The organism is Candidatus Defluviibacterium haderslevense, from assembly GCA_016712225.1.
GTDB classification, from domain to species: Bacteria; Bacteroidota; Bacteroidia; order Chitinophagales; family Saprospiraceae; genus Vicinibacter; species Vicinibacter haderslevensis.
The window spans coordinates 2298223-2324601 of the sequence record JADJRL010000003.1 but is presented as its reverse complement, the minus strand read 5'-3'; the positions used below and the strand labels follow the sequence as shown (position 1 = coordinate 2324601).

Genomic DNA, 26379 nt, shown 5'->3' with positions numbered 1-26379 from the left:
TTAACGGATTGGCAACATTTGGTCTGTTAAATAATCAGTTAGTGGTTCCATCACCAATTGATCATTTATAGATAAAAAATTTATATAAAGACCAACTATTTCAAGATATGATGTGGTCAATTCATAATTCTGCTTTAATTTGTTGATCCTAATATCAATTAGATCTTCCGAAGTCAATTGATTCAATACACTTGGATTTAACAGAAGTTTGTCTATAATAGAATGATTCAATTGATCTTTTGCTTTTTTATAGTCTTCAATTTTTGATTTTAAAAAATTCAAATTAACTCTTTGGCTAAACACACGAATCGTATCCAAAATTGAAATCTGATCTTCAAGAGATCTGGCATCAAGTTCTAATTCCCGAATCTTTTTATTAGAGGAACCACCTAAAGGTAATTTTATCCCAACTCGCGCAGATAAATTCTCATTTAAGCCAAGTGCTTTATCGGAGTCTGTATATTCCATTTGAAAATAACTTAACCAATTGCGCTCCTTTCTTTTCTCTAATAAAATATTTTGTTTGGTTAAATTTAATTCGCTTGATTTTTGTAGGGCAACAATTGAAGAATATGTGATGTTTAAATTTAAATTTATTTGTTTCTCAATCGTTTGCAATGTTACCAATTGTTCATAACTAACTTCGATAGGGTCTGTTGTATTCATTAAACTTTTAAACTTTTCCAATAAGTTGGATTTCAACAATTGGGTCTGATTGCGATCTACAACCCATTTATCCATATCTTCAACATTATTGACAAGGTCTTTCAATTTGATCTCGGTGTTTTGATTTAAATAGCGACCATATAAATCATTTTTCAATTTTAAAAAATAGATCAACGAGTCCTTATATTGCAATTCTATATTCTTGGAAAAATATTCTAAAATGAGTTTGTTGTAATCCAGTAATTTACTATTCAACTGATTTAAATATTCGGTGTGAATCACGTCTGAATGCAATTTCGGAAATTTTCGAAGTGCCTGTCGCTCCCTAAAACTATTAAAACCAAAGCGCATACTGTAGCGACTTTCATCAAAAATTAAAGTTTTAGTGCCGGCCCGCAATTCTGTGGAACTTAGAAATGGCAATCGATATTTTTGTTGCAAAGCATATTTCTGTAGATCTTGTTTTGACTTTAATTTAGGATCCTGGATAGCTTTTGATAAAATTTGGGTGGAGGATAATACTACAGGATCTCCTACAAATATAGAATTAAAAAAGAGACATAATATTATTAAATAATTAGACATGATTACAATTGACTTAAAGAATTCATTGTATTATACCATTGATTAAACCAACAAACAAACAGTAAAACGATTTACCATCACTGATTCTCCAAATGTTAAAAAATATTTTTTCATCTGATATTTTATTTATTGACTGCGACAAATTCAGGAACTGTAATAATTATTTTTTCGCCAATAAAAAAAACATTTGATTCCGAAATACGGATGTATACTTCCCTTCCCCAAGCTTTGATTTCAGGATTTTTACGTAGCCTGGTTGGGAGTTCCACAATCCTAGGATTGCAATAAATGATTTCACCATTAGTCTTAATTTCAGGTCTTGTCGCAGAACTCAATTGGACACCTTCACTTAATGCAAATGAAGCATCTACAGTCTCTGGAATAAATCCTCGAATATAGTTAGGTTTCTGGGGTGTAATTTTAAGTAATTCTGTGTTAGCATTGATATAGTCTAAAAGATGAATTTGGTAATCCTCAACAAATCCATCGATGGGTGAACATAATGTGAGTTGCTTTCTCTGATTATCAAGAAAAATTCGATCAGATTGCACAAGTGCTGATTTTGTACTATTCCACCTTTGATTGGATCGAATTTCTGCATTGAGTTTGTCTATCCTTGTATTTTTTTCAATTTCTAATTTTTGAATCTGATCTATTATTCCTTTTCGGTTTGTTTGATAAGAAGTATTGGGTGATTCATTATGGATATTTAAGGATTCATTAAATGCTTTTTTTATTTGATCTAATTCACCATTTCTCACATCTAAGTTATCTAAGTCCTTGCGCAGCTCTGTAATTTTTGAATCATACTGGGCGTTTATGATGTTGATTTCATTTTTAGAAGATTGAATAAAAAGGTCGTGTTGTATTTTTATCTGATTTATATCTAAGGATTGATCCGTTGCTTTTTTATCAAAATCTATTTTAATTAATCGGATCAATGTATCCCCTTTTTTAATCAATTGACCTGCTTTAGGTCTTATATCTACCAATTGTCCACTTAATTCAGATTTAATAATAATACTTTCTGCTTCTGCGGTGCCGAAATAATTATTTAGGCTTTGATTTTGAACTCTATTCTTAATCATATAGAGCGTAGCAATCGCGAGAATTAAGCAAATATAAAGCCAGTTTATCTTCATTCTGTCCTATTCATTATTCTGTTTCAAAACCTTCATTTTGTTTATTGATACGTTTCACGGTAAGACCGTATGCTTCTAAAATATCAATAAATTTTTTATGATTTACACCTGATTTTAAAATAACTTTATAATCCATTTCTTGAAATAATAAATTCTCCTTTGTCATTTCATTTCGGAGAGAATCAATTTGTGACAAGGAACAATAATCGCGCATCATTTGATCCAATTCTGAATTCATTAAATGCTTTGGACCTCTGAACCGAATTTCCCAAATGGTTTGTCGCCCTAAATGATATGGCGTGATACTTAACAATATAGCAATTACACAAAAAATTGTAGAACCAAATATGGCGATATAAAATCCAAATACACCACATGCAATACCATTTCCCAAACATGCAAACATAAATATGATATCCCTGGGATCCCTAAAAGAAGTTCTAAAATTGATAATACTCAATGCCCCGAGCATCCCAAGACCTACACCAACATTATCTCCAATGGCTTGTATGACGGTGGTTGAACCGATAGAAGCTAAAATTAATGATTGGACAAAGTTTGCAGTTCGAATAGAATTAGGTGTCGTTTTTACATAAACTATTGCTATAATACTGCTTAAAATAAAAGCTAATAAGAAAGTAAAGAAAACCATCTCTAGTGTTGGGTTTTCTATATTTTTATAAAGGGCTAAAAATTCTTGCATAATCTATTAAAACACTAGAGAAATAAACTCCTTAAAATTATGAATAAGGACACCAAAGATAGTCTTTTACCAATAATTTATCGTTATGATAAGTAGCTTTTCAACCATTTTGTACTATGTTGAGTTTAATATTTTATGAAAATCAGTATAATAACCATAGGAGATGAATTATTAATTGGACAAGTTGTTGATAGCAATTCTGCTAAAATAGCCACCATGTTAGGCAACCTAGGTCTTAGTGTTCATAGAAAATGGTGTGTTGGGGATTCAAGAGAAGAAATCGAATACGCACTAGCCCAGGCTGAAGAATCAGCTGACCTTATACTTATAACCGGCGGGCTGGGTCCTACAAAAGATGACATTACTAAAAAAATTATGGCTGAATACTTTAACAATGATTTGGTATTTAGTGATCAGCATCTTTTACATTTAGAAAAAATGTTAAAACCTCGAGGTATTGAGATAACAGACGCACACAAAACCCAGTGTTATGTTCCAGCCCATGCTGAATTATTAGATAACCAATTAGGGACAGCATTAGGTTTAAAAATGGAAGCCAAAGGAAAAACATGGATAAGCATGCCTGGTGTGCCGTATGAGATGGAATACATCATGGAACACTCTGTGTTACCGTATTTAATGACCATAAACCAAGATAAACATTGGTATGCCTATACCATAAATTCCATTGGAATGGGCGAAACTGAGATTGCTTCTATTATTGAACCCCTTCTCGAAGACATGCCATCTTATATTTCGATAGCTTATCTGCCTTCCATTTCGATGGTTAGAGTCAGATTAACTGGGAATCATTCAGATCCGGTTTCCCTAAAAAGCCAGGTAGATGCTTATGCCAAGATCGCTGAAGATTCATTGGGCTCAAAAGTTCTAAACAGAAACAATAGCACTATTGAGGCGGAAATTGCCCATTTATTATTAAAACAAAATAAAACCATTGGCACTGCTGAAAGCTGTACAGGAGGGAATATTGCCTCTAAAATAACCAGTATACCCGGAAGTTCTAAATATTTCATCGGAAGTATAGTTGCCTATTCTTATGAAGTCAAAACCCATTTACTAAATGTTTCGAAGGAGCGATTGGTAGAATTTGGCGCTGTAAGTGAAGAAACGGTAATATCTATGATGGTTGGAGCTTGTGAAAGTCTACATGCAGATTTCACTATAGCCGTTTCCGGTATTGCAGGACCAGATGGTGGAACCCCTGAAAAACCCGTTGGAACCGTTTGGATTGCAGTTGGAAATGCGTTGCGATACAAGACCAAAAAATTAAAATTAAGCAGAGACCGGCATCGAAATATTGAAGCTGCCAGTATTCTAGCCTTAATTTTAGCTCGTGAATGGTTGTTAGATTGAGGTACTTATACTTTACTTTTAATTATCTTTGCCCAACAAATAAACCCCTAGGGGAATTATTCAGCATTTAACTGATAAATATCAATAAAATATCAATTTATGGCTCAGGTAGAATTGATCATGCCCAAAATGGGAGAAAGCATCATGGAAGCAACTATTTTAAAATGGTTAAAAAAAGAAGGTGATACCATTGAACTTGATGAAACTATATTAGAAATAGCAACCGACAAAGTAGATAGTGAAATTCCTTCACCCTCCAAAGGCACCTTGGCTAAAATACTATTTAAAGAAAATGACGTAGTCCCAATTGGTAAAGTCATAGCCTATATTGAAACATCATCTGCAGCCGATGTCCAATCCAAAGCACCCGAAATTAAAGCAAGTTCTGAATCCATTACCAGTTCACCTGCTCAGCCAATACAAGTCCAAAATGTTCCTTCAACTGAATTAAATCCAATTAAATCCAGTCAACAGCGTTTCTATTCTCCGCTTGTCAAAAACATTGCAAGGGAAGAGCGAATATCTCAGGCACAACTTGACCAACTCGATGGATCAGGACATGGCGGTCGTGTCACCAAACGCGATGTTTTGAATTTTCTTCAACAAAATAATACGAACACAACAATCAGTACTCCCGAAGTTTCTAAAAAAGAGACCATCATTCCACAAGCTACTGAATCTGTTAAGATTGAAGGTGGAAATGTTGAAATCATTGAAATGGATCGCATGCGTAAATTAATAGCCGATCATATGGTTATGAGCAAGCATGTATCACCTCATGTTACCTCATTTGTTGAAGTAGATATGACCTCTGCAGTGTTGTGGAGGGACAAAGTAAAGGACCAGTTTTTAAAAAAATACAATCAAAAAATAACCTTTACCCCCCTATTTATTCAGGCTGTTGCTAAAGCCATTCAGGATTTTCCAATGATAAATATATCTGTAGATGGTCAGAGAATCATTAAGAAACTGAACATAAATATTGGAATGGCTGCTGCTTTACCTACAGGTAATTTAATTGTACCAGTGATCAAAAATGCGGATCGTTTAAATTTAGTCGGTTTAACATATCAGGTGAATGATCTTGCTGATCGTGCAAGAGCGAATAAACTAAAACCGGAAGAAATTCAAGATGGTACTTTTACTATAACCAATGTTGGTGGTTTTGGTAATGTCATGGGGACCCCGATAATTAATCAACCTCAAGTTGCAATACTTGCCACTGGAATCATCAAGAAAAAACCAGCAGTAATAGAGACTCCTACAGGAGATTTAATAGGAATTCGCCATATGATGTTTTTGTCTCTGTCTTATGATCACCGAGTTGTGGACGGATCTTTAGGTGGAAAATTTTTAAGAAAAGTTGGGGATTATTTGGAACAATTTGATGTCAACCAAACCATCTAATTGATTAGCTATGAATTTTTCAGGCTACATGTTATTTATTTTATGTTTTGTAGCGTTTTTACGAATCGGAAATTCACAATCCCCTTCTAGTATACTCAAAACGGCCAATGATTTTTTTGATAAAAAAGAATATCGAAATGCCGCAATCTATTATGATAGATCCTGGGACAAATTAATTAAAAGTAATAAGTCCATATATAAATCAGGCATTTGTTTCTTTGAAGTCAATGATTTAGATAAATGCATAAAAGCTTTTGAATTGCTTTCTGATTCAAAGAAATATCGAAAACAAAGTAGCTGGTATTTAGCAAAATGTTATCAACAAAAACGAAATTTTAGATCTGCAATTGCTCAATACAAAAAATATTATAAAACGCTTGACAAAGATGATCTGGAATGTCAAAACATAAAAAATGAAATTACCAGATGTATCAATGGAATTCAATGGAATAAAAAGGATCCCATTGCTTTAGTCGAACCCATTGGAGGTAATATTAATACTCTTGAAGATGAGTATGCTGCTTTTCCTAGTATTCATCATCCGGGTAGATACTATTACAGTGCAGTAACTAAAGACAATGAAGGTGGAAAAAGAAATCACATTGGTGAAATTGACAAACAGGAAGGAATTATCAGATCGGACCTTTTTAAAATTGAAGAAAATCAAGGAATATGGTCTACCAAAAGTGAAATGAGCACATTATTAAATAGTAGCCGAAATGATATTTTGCTTGATTTTGCAAATAATGGTTCTGTAATTATATTTTTACAAAGTTGGAATGAATCTGAAGGACAAATACTCACCGATACATTCTCAAATCAAAATAAACGCATCCAGTTCATTCCATTTGAAAGTCCTCTTTTTGGTGAAATTGGAGATCATAGCTTAAGTTTATTCCAAGATTCCATTTTGATTTTTAGCAGCAATAGAATTGGCGGATTTGGAGGATATGACTTATATCTAAGTGTTTATAGAAATCATAAGTGGATAGAACCGATAAATCTAGGTGCAAGTATAAATACTCCTTTTAATGAAATAACACCTTTCATTGCTAAAGATGGGCATACCTTATATTTCTCATCGAACAATTTAAAAAGCATTGGTGGCTATGATATATTTAAAACCAGATATCAAGCTGAATCGGGTAAATGGCTTGAAGTAGAAAATTTGGGAATTCCAATTAATAGTTGCAGTGATGATGTACATTTTAAATTGAATAGCGATGGCCTTAATGGTATTTTCACATCAGACCGCAAAGATGGGAGCAAAGGAAAAAGAGATATTTTTATAGCCTATTTTAAAGAAGAGTTAGAAGAACAAATCTATCCTTCATACGGATCTGTACTTTCCAATATTTTGCTTCCAATGAAAGCCTTTAATCCAACAACAGATGTATTGAGTTCCAAATCACCAATCAATACCAATCCAAGCCTTCGCGAATACGTTATAGAATCCATCAATTATAATGACGACAATTTTATTAATGATCAAAAAAATATAAAAATTTTAAATCAATTGGTTTCTATGATGCAAATCTATCCTGAAACCAATCTTGAAATTATAGGGCATTCTTATGAAGAAAGTCCAACCGCTATTAATTTGTATTTTTCTGTTAAAAAATCAATCCAGGTAGCTGATTACCTTGTTTCAAAAAACATATCTCTGGGAAGGTTGAAAATGATAGGTGTAGGAAATGATTATCCAATATCTAAAATAGATCCCAATGGATTAAACAATGGATTAGCAAATAAATATAATAAAAGAATTGAATTTAAGGTATGGTTAAGCGATACTACTGAAGTTAATATAAATTATCTACAACCCAAAATAAATGCATCACTTATTTATACTAAACCCAATTTGTTCGGAACCTTACGAGAGCATTTAAGTTATTCCATATTTCTAGGAGACGCAGAACAAGTATTGAATCATCCATTATTTCTACAAAAAAATATAAAATTTTGGGTAGAAAAAAATCCTGTAAATAATAAATTCAATTATTATATAGGTAATTTCAACGATTTCAAATCTGCAAAAAAACAATTTGATGATTTATCATCTAATAAATCTCTGACCATAGTCCCATTTATTAATGGTAAAAAAATCGATAGAAAAAATATCATTGATTATGTGATTTCATATCCTGATTTGATTTCAATCATTAAATATTATAATCAAAATTAAATACAGAACATGGCAAATTTAGATTTCCTCCGTGAAGGAATTAAAAATATGAAGACCATAGGTTCTGTATCCAGAACCTCCAAGTTTGTCAGTAAAATGATGGTCAATCAAATTGACTTTGTTCATTCACAAGTTATCGTAGAACTTGGAGCTGGTGATGGTGCTATAACACATCATATATTAGAAAAAATGAGCCCAAATGCCAGATTACTTGTCTTTGAGGTCAATCCTGCATTTTGTTTGATTCTTCGCAATATAAAAGATGACAGGATGGAAATTATAGAAGATTCTGCATTATTTATTGAAAAACATTTAGCATTAAGAAATATTAAAAATATAGATATCATTATTTCCGCCATTCCATTTGTTATATTACCAAAAGATGAAGTTCAGGGAATTTTAAAAGAAGTTCGCAAAGCAATGACATCTACTAGTATTTTTGTTCAGCTACACTATTCATTAGTTCTTAAAAAAATATACGAAAAAATTTTCACTAAAATTAAAATCGAATTTGTAGCGCTCAATATTCCTCCCGCATTTATTTTTATTTGTCAAAGATAACTAAGAAGTATAAATATTTAACAGCACAATAAGACGAACCAAATCAATTTGTAATCGAAATTTAACCGATGAAAAAAATAATATGCTCTATTAGTGTTTTTTTTATTTTAAATCAATTAAATGCTACCATTTGGAATGTGGGAAATACCCGAACTTACAAAAAACCAAGTGCTGTTTCAGGACTCGTACAAAATGGTGACACTGTACTCATTGATGCTGGTATTTATACACAAGATGTGTGTCTATGGAAAGCTCATCACTTATACATTAACGGATTAGGAGGAAAAGCTCATTTGAAGTCTGAAGGTAAGGCGTATGGACAAAAAGCGATTTGGGTTATTCAGGGAGATTCAACAATTATAGAAAATATTGAATTTTCGGAATGTAAAGTTCCGGATAAAAATGGAGCAGGAATTCGTCTAGAAGCTACACATCTTGTCGTGAGATCTTGTTACTTTCATAACAATGAAAATGGAATATTGGCAGGTGATAATATCAACAGTCAAATCATTATAGAATATTGTGAATTTGCCTTTAACGGTTATGGAGATGGTCAATCCCATAATTTGTATATCAATCATGTAAAACATCTTTTGTTTCAGTATAATTATTCACATGACAGTCATGTTGGGCATCTTATTAAATCAAGAGCGTATGCTACTACCATTCAATATAATCAATTGTCATCCGAAGCTGGTGATGGCAGTTATGAAATAGATCTTCCCAATGGTGGTCAAGCCATTATTTTAGGAAACATCATCGTGCAAGGAACAAATAGTCAGAACAGTGGAATCATTTCATATGGTTTAGAGGGCCTCTCAAATCCAGGTTTACAACAATTAGTGCTGAGTCATAATACCCTTGTAAATGAAAAATCAACTGGCAATTTTATTAACATTGATTCCAAAACCAATCTATTGGTTTTATTCAATAATATTTTTGCAGGAGCCGGACAAATCATGAGCAACATACCACAGCAAGTTCAAGATATAGGAAACACAAAGGCTAAAAATATAAGTTCAGTTGGTTTTGTAGATCCGAGCAAATTAAATTACAAATTAACTTCAAAGTCAAGTTCATTCAATGCAGGAAAAAGCTATTTTGGAATTCAAAATTCATGGATACCAATACATGAATACGCACATCCAGCGCAAAAGATTCTCCGCGACATTGAATTTCTTCCTGAACCAGGTGCATTCGAAACACATACGATTCATAAATTTCTTCAACCTGTCGTGGGAACATATGGACGTGATTATATTATAGTCAACTACGTGAATTGGAGCGATTCAATTTTGTCAGATGCTTATTGTGGAGACAAAACGTATTTAGGTCATTTGGGGACAGATTTTGTAATTAGTGGATTTCAACAGATGGATTCGAGTGTATACATTCAAGCTGTAGATTCGGGAATTGTTACAAGCATTAAGGATGGTCTTTTTGATCGTGAAACGATAGCTGATACATCGAAACGTTTAGGTAATTATGTTGCCTTGAGACATGGAGATAAATATTATACCTATTATGGACATTTAAAAAAGAATTCCATTTTAGTAAAACCCGGAGATGTTGTTTATCCTGGTCAAATCATTGGTGAAGTGGGTTCTAGCGGAGATGCCAGTGATCCTCATTTACATTTTGAATTGTGGTATGATAGTTTGTATGTGATTGATCCCTTTGAAGGATCATGTGGTAATGTCAATAGTTTTTGGGCTCAACAAGATCCTTATGATACTAGTTTTCAGATTTGGCGAAGTGGATTAATTGCTACCCTACATGTATTGGATACATTAAGATTTAGAAAACACGATATTAGAAATTACACGCTACAAAAAGACCCAATTGTTACTTATTGGAATCTACAATACGGATTAAAAGCTGGAGATACATCTTCAGTCTTATGGTATAATCAAAACAAGGAACTAAAATTCAGATATGATTATATTCAACCCAAAAATGCTTGGTTCCAATACTTCTGGACCTATATGACCATTCCTGAATTGGGCATTTGTAATTCTTGTACTGCAGTATACATGAAAAATAGTAAAATAATCGAACAGAAATCCTTTAGTATAAGTCCTGTAAACCAAAACTTTGATTCTAAAAAAGATAGTCGGTTGGTTATTGCCAATCAACAAATTACAAATTTATATGATCATGAAATAGTTGGAACCATCTACAGCATTTCCGGAAATTTAATGACCACATTCAAATTAAATCCAAATGAAACCCTTGATGTGAATCATTTGATCAGTGGAATGTACATTATTAAATACTATACAAATCATCATGAAAATCAAATTAAATACCTTCTAATCCATTAATTTTTATTTCCAAAAATAATCTGCCGACTAAAAATATTACTGCTAATAAAAATTGGATTAAATACTTAAATAATTATTAAAAATAATTTACCATGGCCTTACCAAATATTTTTACCAAAGCCATTTCTGATTCGATCATTCAACGAATAGAACTGTTAAATCCGGATACAAAAGCACAATGGGGTGTGATGACTGTAGATCAAATGCTTGCTCATTGTAATGTTACCTACGAAATGGCTTATGAAAACATTCATCCCGAACCCAACTTTATATTAAAGCTGATCTTAAAAGCCTTTGTCAAAAAAAGAGTTGTCGGGGAAGACCCATATCCTAAAAATAACCCTACTGCACCTGCCTTCATTATTAAAGGTAGAAAAGATTTTAACCAAGAAAAAAACAGGCTTATAGCTTATATCAATAAAACTCAAATCTTGGGTGAACAACATTTTGAAGGAAAGAAATCACTATCATTTGGTGTTTTAAACAAAACCGAATGGAATAATATGTTTTACAAACATTTAAATCACCATCTAACACAATTTGGAGTATAACCATTTCTAACCTACAAATATAAAAGTGATAAATTGGTTTGTATATTACTAAAAGATTTTATCTTTATTGAATTTTTAACTCAAAACTAAATTCTATATTATGACCGCAAAATTTAATATTCTTGAAATTGTTAAGGCGAGCATTGTTGGCCTTTTCCTCATGTGCTTTGTAAGTTGCACTTCTAATAAATCTACTGAAATGAAAGACCAAAGTGCCACAGCTGCAAAAAATATATTATTAGAGCCATGGACAGGACCCTATAATGGTATTCCACCTCTAGATAAAATTAACATTGCAGATTTTAAACCTGCACTTTTAGCTGCTATGGCTGAAGACAGTATGGAGATCCTTAAAATAACTTCTAATCCTGATACTCCCACATTTGAAAACACCATTGCAGCTTTGGAACTTACGGGATCAACATACCTACGAGTATTCAATCTATTTAACATCTGGAGCTCTAATATGAATACGCCTGAGTTTCAAATTATTGATACTGAAATGCAACCCATTATTGCTGCTTTCAATGATCAAATCAATCAAAATGAAGCCCTGTTTAAAAGAATAGAAGTAGTATACAATAGTCCTGAGAAACAAAAATTAACTTCAGAACAACAACGATTGGTATGGAAATACTATACTGATTTTGTATATAATGGTGCACAATTAGATGCCGCTGTTAAGAAAAAAGTTGCAGATATCAATCAAAAATTGGCTTCATTAAATACAAAATTCAGTCAAAATTTATTGAGTGATGAGGGTGATCTATTCATGGAATTAACAGAAGCACAGGTAGCAGATTTACCGGATGCTATTAAAAATGATGCTGCCGAAATGGCAAAATCAAAAAATAAAACTGGATGGTTAGTAGCCAATACGAGATCATCCATTGAACCGTTTCTAACCTATTGTTCAGATAGGTCATTGAGAGAAAAAGCCTGGCACATGTTTATTAATAGAGGCGATAATGGTGGCGATCATGATAATAATTCTATAATCACAGAAATACTTGCACTTCGCGCCGAAAGAGCTTCATTATTAGGATTTCCGACTCATGCGCATTGGAGACTCAGTAATAAGATGGCTAAAACCCCAGAGAAAGCTATCGACTTATTATTACAAGTTTGGAAACCAGCAGTAGCACGGGTCAAGGAAGAAGTAGCAGATATGCAAAAAATTGCTGACCAGGAAAAAAAGGGAATCAAAATAGAAGCATGGGATTACAGATATTATGCTGAGAAAGTACGTAAAGCAAAATACAATCTGGATGAAAATGAAGTAAAGCCTTATCTTCAACTTGAAAAAATGCGCGAAGGCATGTTTTGGATGGCCGGAGAATTATTTAATTTTGAATTTACACCATTATCTGATGTTCCGGTTTTTCATCCGGATGTAAGCGTTTGGAAAGTGAGCGATAAAACAAGTGGAAAACAAATCGGCTTATGGTATTTTGATCCATATGCTCGCACAGGAAAACGATCCGGCGCCTGGATGACGGCTTATCGTGAACAAAGTAGAAACAATGGAGATATTACGACTATCGTTTCTAATAATTCTAACTTCATCAAAGGTAAAGAAGGTGAACCTATATTGATTTCCTTTGAAGATGCAAGGACTCTTTTTCATGAATTCGGTCATGCATTGCACGGTCTTTCATCGAATGTTACTTATCCAAAATTAAGCGGGACTAATGTATCGACAGATTATGTAGAATTTCCATCACAAATTTTAGAACGTTGGTTATCCACTCCAGAAATCTTAAATAAATTTGCATTGCATTATAAAACAGGTGAAGCCATTCCAAAAAATTTAGTTGATAAAATTGAAAAAGCTGCTACGTTCAATAAGGGATTTAGTACAGTGGAATACCTTTCCAGTGCATTAATTGATATGAAACTGCATCTTGCAGGAGCAATAAAAATTGACCCCGATGCTTTTGAAAAAAAGGAATTAGCAGCTTTGGGAATGCCAAAAGAAATCGTTATGCGACACAGAACACCGCAATTTGCACATATTTTTGCAGACGATGGATACAGCGCAGGATACTATAGTTATTTGTGGTCTGATGTTTTGAGTGCGGATGCCTATGAAGCCTTCACAGAAGCCGGCGGAGCTTATGATAAAGAAGTTGGAAAGCGATTAAGAGATCATGTATTCAGTGTTGGGAATACCGTTGACGAAGCAGAAGGATATAAAGCTTTTAGAGGTAAAGATCCAAGTATAGGAGCCTTGATGCGTAATAGAGGATTTCCGTATTCGGGAAAGTAATACATTTGATTAAGTTAGGCCATTCAATGTAACCCTTACAAACATCGATTAGGATTACAAAATGATTTGACAAAATGTAATATTATACCTTAAGAAACTCATTCCATGAATAATTAATACATCCATATTAATTTTAAAATTATTTATTACTTATATTAAAAAAAACAAACATGACAAAAAAAACAAAAAGCATTATCGGTTGGGTTTTATCAGGCTTTATAGCTGCACTATTTATTTTTAGTGCTTTCGGTAAATTATCTGGATCTGCAGAAGTTATGGAAGGTTTTCAGAAATTTGGATTAAATGATACACACCGAATTGGGATTGGAATAACTGAGTTATTATGCATTATTTTATTTCTGATTCCAAGAACCGGAGTATTAGGAACTTTACTTTTAGTGGGATATATGGGTGGTACAATAATGGCTCACTTTCAAGGAAATCTACCCATTACACTTAATATCGTAATTGCTATCGTAATTGGAATAACAGCATACATTCGTTTTCCCGAATTGGGAAGTAGGTTATTTGGAAAATAAACTGCTAGTAAAGAAATTATTGTTCATTTTTTTTCGGGCTATTTGGTTATAACATATTTAAAATGATAACTCATATTTCGAATTTTTTTCATGCAATCACCAAACCAAAAAACATATTGTTAGCTTTCCTTATCAATATGTTTTTTGGAATGTTCGTTATGCCCTATTGTAAAAACATCATTGATCCAAATAACTTAATACAAGTATTGGATCTCAAAATAACAGGCTATACTACCGAAGATGTATATACCATATTTGATATCATAGGTGAACAAGGTCGCAAATATTATTTACTTATTGAATCTATCATTGATTCGGTTTATCCCTTGACCTACATGATACTTTACGGTTTATTGTTAAGTTTTTTACTCAGCTTGGTTACAAGCTCAAAATCGAATTTATGGAAATTAAACGTACTACCTTTATTGGCCGGTGCCTTTGATTATTTAGAAAACATTAATATCATTACCTTACTTTCTAATTATCCCAAACAATTACCAACTCTAGTGTGGATGAGTTCGACATGTTCTATTCTGAAATGGTTAACTATATTTATGTGTTTAATAGTTGCTATTATATGTCTTTTTGTTTGGCTTGGAAGAAAATTATTTCTTAAATAATAAACAGGAATATTTTTAACTTGATTTATTTATTGTAAATCATAGCTTATCTCTGATTAGTTTTCAAACTTAAAAAATAACCTCCACCACCAGCTCCACAAAGTTTAAGATAATAATCATTAATATCCAATCCTTGTTGCCAATATTTTTTTACATGTATTGGAATAAATGCATCGTAAATCTTAAGACTATTTATACTCAATTGTTTCCAATTTTGAATGACTAAATCTTCATGCTGATTTAATAAGGCATCAATTAAATGATGATTCACTTGAATAATTTCTTGTTGGTAAAGTTCACGGAATAAAGTTGAATTTATTTTTTCCTTAAACAAATTTACCAATTGTTCTGTATGACGTCTTTGGCCGGAATCATATAATGAAATAGAATATTTCTTTGCATTCAATTGAATATGATTAGGAATCAATTCAACGTAGCCAGTGTGCTTGACCCATAAGGTTTTATCCATATAAGAAACTAAAGGATCTAAACCGGAACTCTGTCCATGAAAAAAAGATTCCATCATTCCAAGAATCGATTTGATTTCATTTAATTCTTTAAAATGAGCTTTTGAAAATTGATCTAAAACTGCTGCACACAACGCCCCACTACTTCCTAATCCATAGCCTTCCGGAATATTACTTTTGAAAAACAATCCTTTAGACAATTCATTTTCAAATTGAGAGTGCAATATAATCTTACTTAAAGTTTCATGATTCCGAATATAATGCAATAAAGGATGCAAACTGGGATATTCATGGACTCCATATTGCCACACACCATAAAAAGTGTCATAACAAATACTTAAGGCATCTCCACCCACTAAAAGTGCATATTCACCAACCAAAAGTAATTTAGAATGATATTTCTTATTTGTATTCAATGTCTCCACGAATTGCAAATCTAAAACATTTCACTAAAAAATAAACTGAATTGGCCCATTCCCCAATAATTAAGATTTTGATAATTAGAATAGTTGGAATTAAGTTCGATATCCATTGACATAGTGATATCTTTGTGAAGTAATATAAAACTATGGCAATAATTGATATAAAGGTTCCGTCCATTGGGGAATCTGTAACTGAAGTAAGTCTTTCTAAGTGGCTTAAGGAAAATGGTTCGATGGTTAAATTGGATGAGTTATTATGCGAATTTGAATCCGATAAAGCAACTTTCGAACTTCCAGCAGAAGTAGCTGGCAAGCTTATTCAAATGGCTAAGGAAGGGGATGATCTGACTGTAGGAGCGATAGTAGCCCAGATTGATACATTAGATACAGTTAAGTCAAATGTAGCTCCTAATCCCAAAGAAACTCAACCACAAATTACTCATATCCTACAAAACTCGCCTGCACCAGAAATTCAAAAAGATATAGAAATTCCATCAGAAGCAAGTCCTTCCAACCCAAATATTCCACCACATTTTACCATAGAACAACAAGGCGAAATCATCGCATCAAATCCATCCGTAAGGCGTGAAAAAATGTCCAGAATGAGAAGGACCATTGCCAAGCATTTGGTGGACGCAAAAAATCAGACTGCAATGCTCACCACATTTAATGAGGTGGATATGTCTGCTCTAATTTCCTTACGTACGAAACACAATGAATGGTTTTTAGAAAAATATGGAATTAAATTAGGATTTATGTCCCTTTTTGCCAAGGCATGCGCTCAAGTATTATTAGAAATGCCTTCTGTGAATGCTTATATTGATGGAGACGATTTGGTATACCATGATTATGTTGATATTTCTGTTGCTATCTCAACGCCCACAGGTCTTGTAGTTCCACCCATTAGAAATATTGAAAGCATAAAGCTTCATGAATTTGAGTTAGCTCTCAAGGAATTAGCTGAAAAAGCAAAGAATGGAAAATTATCTATTCAGGAAATGAGCGGTGGCACATTTACCATAACAAACGGGGGCGTCTTTGGGTCATTGTTGAGTACTCCCATTATTAATATTCCGCAATCCGCAATTCTTGGAATGCATGCCATTAAAGATCGTCCTATTGCTCTAAATGGTGAAGTTGTGATTAGGCCCATGATGTACCTAGCTTTATCTTATGACCATCGTATCATTGATGGTAGCACTTCAGTAACTTTTTTGGTAAAACTCAAAGAACTTCTAGAAGATCCCATTCGAATTTTGTTAAAACAATAATATATAGTCATGACGCTCCAACAATTTTTTGATTATGTAGTAAGCAATCCATCGGCTACGCTTTGGTATTTTTTGGGAGTTCCATTGATTGCCTTTGTTGCCGGAATTTTTTCTAAAAACGAAGGACATTTAAGTCCTTGGAATTATGTCTACGCTGTATTGATCTATATGGTTTGTCTGCCGGGAATTTTTGCCGTTACATTGAACATCTATTTTTTCTTTTGGGAGCGAAGAAGTATTCTGGATACTGAATTATTTATCCAAGTCATACCTATACTTTCCATGATCGTATCATTGTCCATCATAAAGCAAAATGTTGATTTAGATCTCGTTCCCGGGTTTGATAAATTAAGTGGATTGATGATCATTATTGGAACCCTCTTAACGTTGATGTGGATACTAGAACGGACCCATATTTATGCCATTAGCTTTATGCCTTTTCCAATGGTTATCGGTATTATTGTAGGCGGCGTATTACTGGTCAGATATTTTTCGAAAAAACTGATAGCTTAAAATTATTCGTATCTAAGTGCTTCTATCGGATCTAAAGATGCTGCTTTTAGAGCGGGATATAGACCTGAAAGAATTCCGACAATCGTACAAACAATTAATCCGAGTGTAATCCAAGCCCATGGAATAAGGAAGCTTCCACCCATGATAATAGTTACAATATTCCCCAGTGGGATCCCTACTAAAATACCCAGTATGCCACCACATTGACAAATGATAATGGCCTCCATAAGGAACTGAGTTAAAATCATTTTTTTAGTCGCTCCCAATGCTTTAGATATGCCAATTTCCTTGGTTCTTTCAGTTACAGAAACGAGCATAATATTCATCAACCCGATGGCGGCACCTAGTAATGTCATGAGTCCAATAGCTATGGTTGCCGTTCTTAGTTTAACAGTATTGTCTTTTAAAAAAGTAATAATGCCATCACTTTTATTCACTTCAAAATCATTTTCTTCAAATGATTTTAAAGACCTAACTATACGCATTTCTCCAATAGCTTGAGATATGATTAAATCCAACTGTGAAGCCACACCAATACCTACTGTAATATCAAAATCAGATTCACTGGTAGCATATTCTAATTTAGATTTTGCTAGTGGGATTAATACTCTTTGATCGGCGCCCTCATTCATACTTGAACCTTTAGATTTTAGGACACCAACGATTTGATATTTCTGATCGTTGACTGTTATGGTTTGATTTAAGGCCTTTAAGGGTTGATCATCAAATAAGGTTTTGACAATATCGTTCCCTACAATTATTTTATTTATGCCGTATTGTTGTTCATGATTAGAAAAATTCCGTCCATAAGCTATTTCATTTCCGGTCACTTGAAAATAAATATCGTCGACGCCCCTAACCCTGATCGTTGGATTGGTTTTATTATTCAAATACTTAATCACTGCATTTCCTGATGCACCAAAAGATATCGAAACCAGGGCTTTTGATGAAAATCGATCCTTGAATTCAGTAGCTTGAGCAAAAGTAACGGGCAAGGCAGTTTTAGCTTGTTTCCCACGATCATGACGCCTAAAATTCTCATTTTTACGGTCAATACTGAAAGAATTGGCTCCCAGATAACTGAAATTACTGCTCATGGAGTAAATGATGCCATCAATTGAGGTAAGTATTCCCACCAAAGCCATAATGCCTATAGCAATGATGAGCAATGTCAGCACCGATCTAAGCATATTATGCCTAACAGTCTGAAATGCAAGCTTAAAAATCTCCAATAATGACATCTCGATCCAAAGGTACAAGTTTTGAATTTAATATATCATCAAAGAACGTACCTTTGCGGTTTTAACCCATTTTGGTAGATCGGGTAGTTATTAATAGGTATGAATATTATACAGAAGTTAGAGGCCGTACACGAACGTTATCAATATCTTGAGGAACGCATGTCAGATCCTGCTATCATGTCAGATATTGGCGAATACAAGAAAATAAGTAAGGAATACAAGGATCTTGAACAAATCATCAAGTATTACCTGGAATATAAACGCACCCTTAACACGATTGAAGGAGCTAAAGAAATGCTCTCTTCCAATGATCCGGAAATGATAGAATTGGCTCAAATCGAACTGGATGAATCAGAAGCACGGTTGGTTACTTTGAATGATGAATTGCGCTTATTACTCGTTCCTAAAGATCCTGATGATAGCAAAGATGTTATTTTTGAAATTCGTTCCGGTACCGGAGGTAATGAAGCAAGTTTATTTGCCGGAGATTTATTTAGAATGTATACCCGATATTTTGACACTCAGGGCTGGACCCATGAAGTGGTTACAGAAAATGAAGGGTCTGTTGGTGGATTCAATAAAGTAGTTATTGACGTAACAGGAGTCGATGTTTATGGTAAATTAAAATTCGAATCTGGTGCACATAGAGTCCAAAGAGTTCCGGATACAGAAGCTTCGGGTAGGATACACACCTCTGCTGCCACAGTAGTCGTCATGCCCAAATTAGAATTAGAAGATGTTAATATCAATAAAGCCGAACTCAGAGTTGATACCTTCAGATCAAGTGGTGCGGGTGGTCAGCATGTCAATAAAACAGAATCCGGAGTGCGGTTTACCCACTTACCTACCGGAACCGTAGCTGAAAGTACAGACAGCAGAAGTCAACATAAAAACCGCGAAATTGCAATGGGACGCTTGATTCAAAAAATCAGAGACAGCCAAATTGAAAAATACGAAACTACTGTTGCTGCAGAACGCAGATCATTGGTTGGTTCCGGAGATCGATCAGATAAAATTAGGACTTACAATTTCCCTCAGAATCGGATGACAGACCACCGTATTAATCTAACCATGTATAATTTAACAGATATCATGAATGGCAACATAGATGATATCATTGAAGCCTTGCGTGTAGCCGAGAATATGGAGAAGATGAAGGCTGGAGATAATGCAGAATAAAAAAATGAACTAAATAAAAAAAACCGACTGAATAAATCCAATCGGTTTTTTTTATTTTATATTTAAATTCTAATTATCTCTTAATTGATAATTCAAAATAATCTAAATTATCTCCACCCATACCTAGAGGTGGTGTAACTACTACTTTAGTAATTTTTACTGCCCAATAAAAAATGCCGCTTTTAATTAAATAAACATCATCTTTATTGCCTACAATATTTGGATTAGAAATATTGGTTCCTGCATCATATGCTGATTTAATAGCATCTGCATTAAAAACAGAACTGTAATCAAAACCAGCTAAAGGCTTACGAATAATAGTTTCTACAGTTGCTGCTTTGAATTGTTGTTTCCAAGTACCATCAGAAACCGGATTAATTACACCTAGATCTACTAACTCTGCAGTAGGATCTGAAGAACCTACTTCGTTTCCAGTATGTAAATCAATACCACCCATTCCAGCAGGACCAGACGCATTAGATAGTTTCTTTCCGGTTAATTCAAAAGCTTTAGTACCCGTAGTAATAATCGTGAAAGAAACAAAATCAGAGTATCCCTTAGAATCTTCTAATGAAAAAGTATAAGTGATGGTATCTGCAACATCAGCAGTTGGAAATTCAATACTGTATCTTAAATTTTCGCCATCTGCGCTAGGAATAGAAATTGGATTTCCATTAGCAGGAGCTCCGTTAACAAGTATCACTGAAGAAGGAACATGTGTAGCCGTATCAGAACCATTTTTTGATTCAATATGTAAAGAAGTAAGATCTTTATCTGAATCAGTTCCATCTAATTTTAATTTGATCGTTGATCCGGCTTCCACTGTTTTGTCTCCATCAATAAATCCAGTTCCAGGATTCAATGTAAAAATTAAAACGGGCGCGTTGTCTCCCACAACAGGATCTACAGGATCATCTGTACAAGAATTAGTAAATAATGATAGAGAAATAAAAGATAAAAAATAAAGTAATTTTTTCATGATGTATATTTTTTTTAATTATTAAATATAATTATTTAATGAGCTGTTTGATTTTTTTAATGATTGCCATTTCATCACGCATAAGATTGCTGCTTGCAGGATATGCCTTGAATTTAGCTTTATTCATTTTCATTTCGAGATTAGCTTCATCAGCAGGTTTTAAGGTAACTGATTTCTGAACTGCACTTAACACTTTTGAATTGCCAAAATAATGTTTGGTTGAAGTGAACACGATTTTTCCTTTTTCTTTAGCCGTATTTCTTTCGAAATGGCTGCTGTGAATTAAATTGGATCCATCATAAAAGAATTCAGATAATTTCTCACTTGTGCTGGTAGTCACTTTTTTAGAAACTTTTACAATTTCGCCAGTCTCATTTGTAAAAATGGACACCTTCCCTTTTTCTGCACCTTTAAGATCTGCAAATTTTTCAGTTATAGAACTATTAGCAACAATAGCTGCTACTTTAGTATCGATATCACTGATCTCAGTAGAAGCAGGAGCGCTGGCAGCTTTCTTAGAACCTCCACATGAAGCTAAAAACAAGGATGCCGAAATAAAAAGTAAACTAGATAATAAATTGATTTTCATATTTATTTTGTTTTAATTAGAATGCAAATTTCCAAATAAAGATGCAATTAGTACCCAATGTTTGCTTATTTTTTGCGTAAATATTTGTTAATTTATCTGTTTAATGCTTGAGTCTTAGCCTTTTTTGCAACTCTGGTTACTATTGTTTGGACAATCGTTATGCATTTTATATCCTCAAATCACCCCAAATGGCTATATTTAGCCGCTTATGGAATTCGAACAATTACATGTATTAGGCATGATGTCAGGTACCTCATTAGATGGGCTTGATATGGCTTTATGTAAATTTATACCCCATTCAACTGATGATAAATATCAAGTTGAAGTTTTATATACTGAGACGGTACCATATGACTCCAAATGGTTACAAAAATTAAATGGGGGATTTTATTTAGAGCCACAGAAACTTGAGGAATTAAACATTGAATATGGACATTACTTAAGTGAACAAATATTAATATTTAAGAAAAAATGCCCTTACCCGATACATTTGATCGGTTCACATGGCCATACCATATTCCATCGACCTCAAGAAGCTTATACTTTGCAAATTGGAGATGGAAAAACCATTCGTGATGAATCTGGAATCCCTACCGTTTGTAATTTCAGAGCTCAGGATGTTAAATTAGGTGGCCAGGGTGCGCCCTTGGTTCCCATAGGAGATGAACTCATCTATTCAGAATTTGACTTTTGTCTGAATTTAGGTGGTTTTGCGAATTTGAGTTGGAAGCATGAAAATAATAGACTGGCTTGTGATATTGGCCCATGTAATATGTTGCTCAATACCCTATCAGGATTACTGAATAAACCATATGATACAGATGGAAATTTGGCCAAGTCGGGGAATGTAATTCTAACGTTACTTGAAAAATGGAATTCCATACCCTTTTATTCAGCTCCATTTCCTAAAAGTCTAGGCAGAGAATGGTATCACAAACATTTTGATGATGATTTAAAAAGCACGACCAATGTACGGGATGCTTTACGAACCTCTGTAGAACATATCTCTGACCAAATAGCCGCCATAATTAAAAATCTTAGTAATGAAGAACCTCAAAAATTATTCATTACTGGAGGTGGCGCATATAATCGATTTTTAATAGAAACGCTTCAAAAAAAATTACCACCTCAAGTCCAAATTGTAATTCCTGATGCTACCCAAATAAATTTTAAAGAAGCCATCATATTTGCATTTCTAGCTTACTTAAGAATTCAAAATAAAAATAATGTTTTAGCCTCAGTAACAGGTGCTCAAATGGATCATTGTAGTGGCGATGTTTATGGTGTTTGGTAACTTGGCTTTAGCCAACAAAATAAAGATATAAGCAAGAACCTAAAAAACCAGAACACAAAATTTAGTGAAATTTTTTATACACTCAATGTATTTGTTTAAAATAAAAAAAATGTATTTTTTAATTACTTTTACTTTATTTCTCAAATTATGAAAATCATTCAAATCTTCTTTCTTCTGCTATTTTTATTGTTTAGAGTAAATGGACAAGGGACCTTTATTAAAAATATCTCCTATGGACCAGATAGTTCGCAAAAATTTGATTATTGGCAGGCGGATGCATTGCATTCAAAACCTGTAGTCATTTATTTTCATGGAGGGGCTTTCATATCAGGAGACAAAGAATTAAACGAAAGGCATGAATGGGTTAAAAATTTCTTTTTATCAAAACAGGTTTCATATATCTCATCTAATTATAGATTCTCTAAGACAACGCGAATTGATAGTATTTTTCAAGATGCAGAACGGTTAATTCAATATTTAAAACACCATCATCAAGAATTAAAAATCGATACCGCTAACATTGGAGTTTATGGTTCTTCAGCAGGTGGATGTTTAGCCATATGGTTGGCTTTCAATCCTAAGCTTGGAGATCGTTCATTAAAGGATAGCATATTCCATTATAATACGCATATTAAAGTGGTAGGACACATGACCTCGCCCGCCACTTTGGATTTAACGCAATGGTATTCCATAACAAAATCTGACAGCAACTGGATGGAATTGTACAACTTTAAAGATGATTACGCTTTGTATAAAATATCCAATAGATCTGAATATTTCAGTCCTGAAATTATTGCTTTGAGAGATTTTGTAGATATTCCCAAATATATTGATGCACAAGATCCACCAACTTTTTATCACAACAACAATGAATTAGATCCAACTCCCCCAAATGGTGATATTGCGCATCATGGAAGACATGCTGTTTATTTAGATTCCATCTCTAATTCTCGAAACCATACTCACGAATTAAATCAAGATCTTAATGCTGAGGTTGTTTATCAAAAAATGGTGGACTATTTCTGTCAGTATATTCCTTGTATAACCACAAAGACCATAAATCAAAAAAATAATATACTTCAACTTCAAATAAATGCAAACATACTTTCTCTAAAAAATGTTGGATTCAGTTTGGGTTCCGGCACCATCCAAATCATCAACCCGGTTGGAACTATTTTATATAATGAACATTTTGATCACATTCCTGAAACTGTAAATATTGATATTAAAAATATTTGCAAATCTGGTAAAGAAATCTATTTTATCACAATAAATTCTGTGTCCAATTCATTGGTCAAGAAATTTATATATTGATGTTATCTCAATGATCTATTGAGGATTTTAAGACATAAATTCTAAGGTTACATTTAATTTCCAGAAAGGAATGCTTATCAACCTCGGAAGTCAGATTTTGAAATACAAATTAATGTTCAATCCAAAATATCATCCTAAACCAAATTCAGAAAATTCTAACATTCAATAAATCCTGACTCAGACCAATTTGAGTTACTGCTTTTGCTGTTGGTAGCGATACTAAAAGGGTAACTATAGGAAAAATAAGAACTATTTTGATATTAGACTTGATTTGAATTTCTTACAAATAATTAATATAAACCAATATCATTTCTAGAACTTTAACTACAACTTATATTTTAACAAATTTCTGATATTCCATATGATCGGCAAACTGAAATTGCAAATAATAAATACCAGGACTAAACATGGATATATCAATTTGTTGGCTTTCCCATTTTTTTTGTGAAATTTTATTTCTATAAACCTCCACGCCATCATTGGAGAAGCAGCTAATGGATTGAATGCATTGTTTCTTATCATTTAGGTGAATATCAATATAAGTCTTAGCAGGATTTGGTACAATAGAAACGATATCTGGAATTTTTATATCAGCCGTATGTGTAACATTAAAAAGTATATTTTTATCAAAGCTCATAAACATCACATTACTTTGTGCAGATCCATGATTATTATTACCAGCAGAACCAGGCAAAAAATCTCTTAAGTATAAAATGGATACTGTAGAATCTATTGAAGGATTCAACTGCGGATATGTCGCTTCAATTTTATTTGTCAAATTGGGGAGGTTGATGAGGTCTTTATTAATGACATCGTAAGGCTCAGACCAATTCTTACCTTCATTCATTGAATACTGAATAAACACATGTCGGTATTGTAGTTGATTTACATCACTGATATAATCTGTACCTTCTCTCAAAGAAGAATAGCATATATACATTATATTATTTTTATCAAATGCTATACTTGGCCAATTAGCAATTGAATTGACAGGATAATATCCGCCAAAAGGTTCACCTATACAATCCACATCGATATTCTGATTCTTATTCATGTCTGGAATTCCTGTAATGCGAATACTTGTTTCTGCTTTCATTGATTCATTCCAATAATATAAACCTGTTGAACAATATGGAATTTCACTTCTATTATCATTTGCAATAGCATCCCTATAGTAAATCCCGTCAAATACAAGATGTAATTTCTGATTATTATCAAACAATAAAGTACCTTGACCTCCACTAGTAAATATATATCCTGGATCGAACCCTGGAATCCTAGGAAGCAAAGTACTATCAATTCCTTGATCATAAATATATCTCTTTTTGGGAAATTTATTTATGATTCTTTTCTCCCAAGTGTTTCCATTGTCTTCGGAAATATATACTAATATATCATTAAAGTAATTAAACAATCCGATAGCGACACGATTGCCTTTTGAGGCAATTTGAGTATATGTAGAATAAGCATAAAATTCTTTCACATCATTCGAATCTAAACCAGGAAGTAACATCCTCGTTTTATCCCAACTCTTTCCTTTGTTTTGTGATCTGAAATAAAATGGTGCAAATCCTATACCTTTAAAGGGTAATAAACTAGTACCAACAAGATGAAGTGTTTGATTATTAGATCCCCCAACTATAGCCTGATGGTAGGCTAAAATATCTGAATTAGGAATGTTTTTTAAAATAAACGTATCTGAAATTGATTTTCGACTTAGTATCTTTAATGGTGTTCCATCTAATGGATTGCCAATTACGACTTGCGAGCCATCTTCAAACTCATTAATGGTTGGATGAAATACATGTATTGGATACAAATAATTTGTTGGAATTTTTCCCCATTGGCTTCCATTAAAGAAATTATATCCAATTCCAAATTGATCTGTTGAAGCACTTAAACGCAAAGTATACAATACATTGATTTTTCCTTTTGAATTCATTTGCAGTTGATGCAAATTACATCCATAATTCTGATATTCTTCAAATGTTGCTCCCACGATTACCTCTTTGTTTTGAACAACAGCAGAGAGGCTTAATGCTCTCTTAAGATTTTCATAAGCCTCGTCATTAAAATAATGTCTATCATTAGGCTTAACCAACTGACCTTGGAGCTTGAATATTCCTAAACTTATAAATAGAAATAAACAACATATCTTATTTAATAAAAAGTAACTACGCATAA

The 26379-nt window shown here is 33.2% G+C and carries 22 protein-coding genes; 14 read left to right on the top strand and 8 right to left on the bottom strand.

The features are described 5' to 3' along the window. The 3 genes from IPK88_09100 to IPK88_09090 form a co-directional block, all read right to left on the bottom strand. Nucleotides 1-1251 (bottom strand): hypothetical protein, encoded by a 1251-nt coding sequence (locus IPK88_09100; protein MBK8243572.1) that lies wholly within the window; start codon nt 1249-1251, stop codon nt 1-3. A gap of 122 nt (nt 1252-1373) precedes the next feature. Further along, entirely contained in the window at nt 1374-2393 is a 1020-nt protein-coding gene (locus tag IPK88_09095; protein ID MBK8243571.1) for an HlyD family efflux transporter periplasmic adaptor subunit, read from the bottom strand. A gap of 13 nt (nt 2394-2406) precedes the next feature. After that, nucleotides 2407-3096, bottom strand: a complete 690-nt coding sequence (locus IPK88_09090) for a DUF4956 domain-containing protein (protein ID MBK8243570.1) — start codon at nt 3094-3096, stop codon at nt 2407-2409. Nucleotides 3097-3231: 135 nt separating this feature from the next. Here IPK88_09090 and IPK88_09085 point away from each other — a divergent pair, with 135 nt between their 5' ends. The 9 genes from IPK88_09085 to IPK88_09045 all read left to right on the top strand — a co-directional run bounded on the left by IPK88_09085 (nt 3232) and on the right by IPK88_09045 (nt 14926). Next, nucleotides 3232-4470, top strand: coding sequence for a CinA family nicotinamide mononucleotide deamidase-related protein (locus IPK88_09085; protein ID MBK8243569.1), 1239 nt, complete (start codon nt 3232-3234; stop codon nt 4468-4470). A 99-nt stretch (nt 4471-4569) separates the two neighbouring features. After that, entirely contained in the window at nt 4570-5877 is a 1308-nt protein-coding gene (locus IPK88_09080) for a 2-oxo acid dehydrogenase subunit E2 (GenBank protein MBK8243568.1), read from the top strand. 10 nt (nt 5878-5887) lie between these two features. Beyond that, nucleotides 5888-8062: a PD40 domain-containing protein gene (locus tag IPK88_09075; GenBank protein MBK8243567.1), complete on the top strand. Its 2175-nt coding sequence runs from the start codon at nt 5888-5890 to the stop codon at nt 8060-8062. A 9-nt stretch (nt 8063-8071) separates the two neighbouring features. After that, nucleotides 8072-8623: a ribose ABC transporter permease gene (locus tag IPK88_09070; GenBank protein MBK8243566.1), complete on the top strand. Its 552-nt coding sequence runs from the start codon at nt 8072-8074 to the stop codon at nt 8621-8623. 68 nt (nt 8624-8691) lie between these two features. Continuing rightward, nucleotides 8692-10947, top strand: coding sequence for a peptidoglycan DD-metalloendopeptidase family protein (locus tag IPK88_09065; GenBank protein MBK8243565.1), 2256 nt, complete (start codon nt 8692-8694; stop codon nt 10945-10947). Nucleotides 10948-11039: 92 nt separating this feature from the next. Continuing rightward, entirely contained in the window at nt 11040-11498 is a 459-nt protein-coding gene (locus IPK88_09060) for a DUF1569 domain-containing protein (GenBank protein ID MBK8243564.1), read from the top strand. 160 nt (nt 11499-11658) lie between these two features. Beyond that, nucleotides 11659-13767 carry a M3 family metallopeptidase gene (locus IPK88_09055; protein ID MBK8243563.1) on the top strand — a complete coding sequence of 703 codons (2109 nt, stop codon included), beginning with the start codon at nt 11659-11661 and terminating at the stop codon, nt 13765-13767. Nucleotides 13768-13937: 170 nt separating this feature from the next. Continuing rightward, the gene (locus tag IPK88_09050) at nt 13938-14306 is read left to right on the top strand and encodes a DoxX family protein (GenBank protein ID MBK8243562.1); all 369 of its coding nucleotides are present in this window, start codon (nt 13938-13940) and stop codon (nt 14304-14306) included. A gap of 62 nt (nt 14307-14368) precedes the next feature. After that, on the top strand, nt 14369-14926 hold the full coding sequence (locus IPK88_09045) for a hypothetical protein (GenBank protein MBK8243561.1): 558 nt from the start codon (nt 14369-14371) through the stop codon (nt 14924-14926). Between the two features lie 46 nt (nt 14927-14972). On the opposite strand, the gene IPK88_09040 is transcribed toward IPK88_09045, so the two are convergent. Next, complete coding sequence (locus IPK88_09040) at nt 14973-15818, bottom strand: hypothetical protein (protein MBK8243560.1); 846 nt, start codon at nt 15816-15818, stop codon at nt 14973-14975. A gap of 143 nt (nt 15819-15961) precedes the next feature. Here IPK88_09040 and sucB point away from each other — a divergent pair, with 143 nt between their 5' ends. Both sucB and IPK88_09030 read left to right on the top strand, forming a co-directional pair. Beyond that, the gene (sucB, locus tag IPK88_09035; protein ID MBK8243559.1) at nt 15962-17086 is read left to right on the top strand and encodes a dihydrolipoyllysine-residue succinyltransferase; all 1125 of its coding nucleotides are present in this window, start codon (nt 15962-15964) and stop codon (nt 17084-17086) included. A 9-nt stretch (nt 17087-17095) separates the two neighbouring features. Continuing rightward, a complete protein-coding gene (locus IPK88_09030; GenBank protein MBK8243558.1) occupies nt 17096-17599 on the top strand; it encodes a hypothetical protein in 504 nt (167 codons plus the stop codon). Nucleotides 17600-17601: 2 nt separating this feature from the next. Here the strand turns inward: IPK88_09030 and IPK88_09025 are convergent, their stop codons facing one another. Continuing rightward, complete coding sequence (locus tag IPK88_09025) at nt 17602-18840, bottom strand: ABC transporter permease (GenBank protein ID MBK8243557.1); 1239 nt, start codon at nt 18838-18840, stop codon at nt 17602-17604. Between the two features lie 93 nt (nt 18841-18933). Here IPK88_09025 and prfA point away from each other — a divergent pair, with 93 nt between their 5' ends. Then, nucleotides 18934-20019, top strand: coding sequence for a peptide chain release factor 1 (gene prfA / locus IPK88_09020; GenBank protein MBK8243556.1), 1086 nt, complete (start codon nt 18934-18936; stop codon nt 20017-20019). 73 nt (nt 20020-20092) lie between these two features. On the opposite strand, the gene IPK88_09015 is transcribed toward prfA, so the two are convergent. Together IPK88_09015 and IPK88_09010 are read right to left on the bottom strand one after the other, a co-directional pair. Then, a complete protein-coding gene (locus tag IPK88_09015; GenBank protein MBK8243555.1) occupies nt 20093-20998 on the bottom strand; it encodes a hypothetical protein in 906 nt (301 codons plus the stop codon). A 31-nt stretch (nt 20999-21029) separates the two neighbouring features. Beyond that, nucleotides 21030-21587 carry a hypothetical protein gene (locus IPK88_09010; GenBank protein MBK8243554.1) on the bottom strand — a complete coding sequence of 186 codons (558 nt, stop codon included), beginning with the start codon at nt 21585-21587 and terminating at the stop codon, nt 21030-21032. A 208-nt stretch (nt 21588-21795) separates the two neighbouring features. Here IPK88_09010 and IPK88_09005 point away from each other — a divergent pair, with 208 nt between their 5' ends. Beyond that, entirely contained in the window at nt 21796-22881 is a 1086-nt protein-coding gene (locus IPK88_09005; GenBank protein MBK8243553.1) for an anhydro-N-acetylmuramic acid kinase, read from the top strand. Nucleotides 22882-23028: 147 nt separating this feature from the next. Continuing rightward, nucleotides 23029-24195, top strand: a complete 1167-nt coding sequence (locus IPK88_09000; protein MBK8243552.1) for an alpha/beta hydrolase — start codon at nt 23029-23031, stop codon at nt 24193-24195. A gap of 331 nt (nt 24196-24526) precedes the next feature. Here IPK88_09000 and IPK88_08995 read toward each other — a convergent pair whose 3' ends face one another. Beyond that, nucleotides 24527-26377 (bottom strand): T9SS type A sorting domain-containing protein, encoded by a 1851-nt coding sequence (locus IPK88_08995; protein ID MBK8243551.1) that lies wholly within the window; start codon nt 26375-26377, stop codon nt 24527-24529. Nucleotides 26378-26379 lie beyond the last annotated feature (2 nt).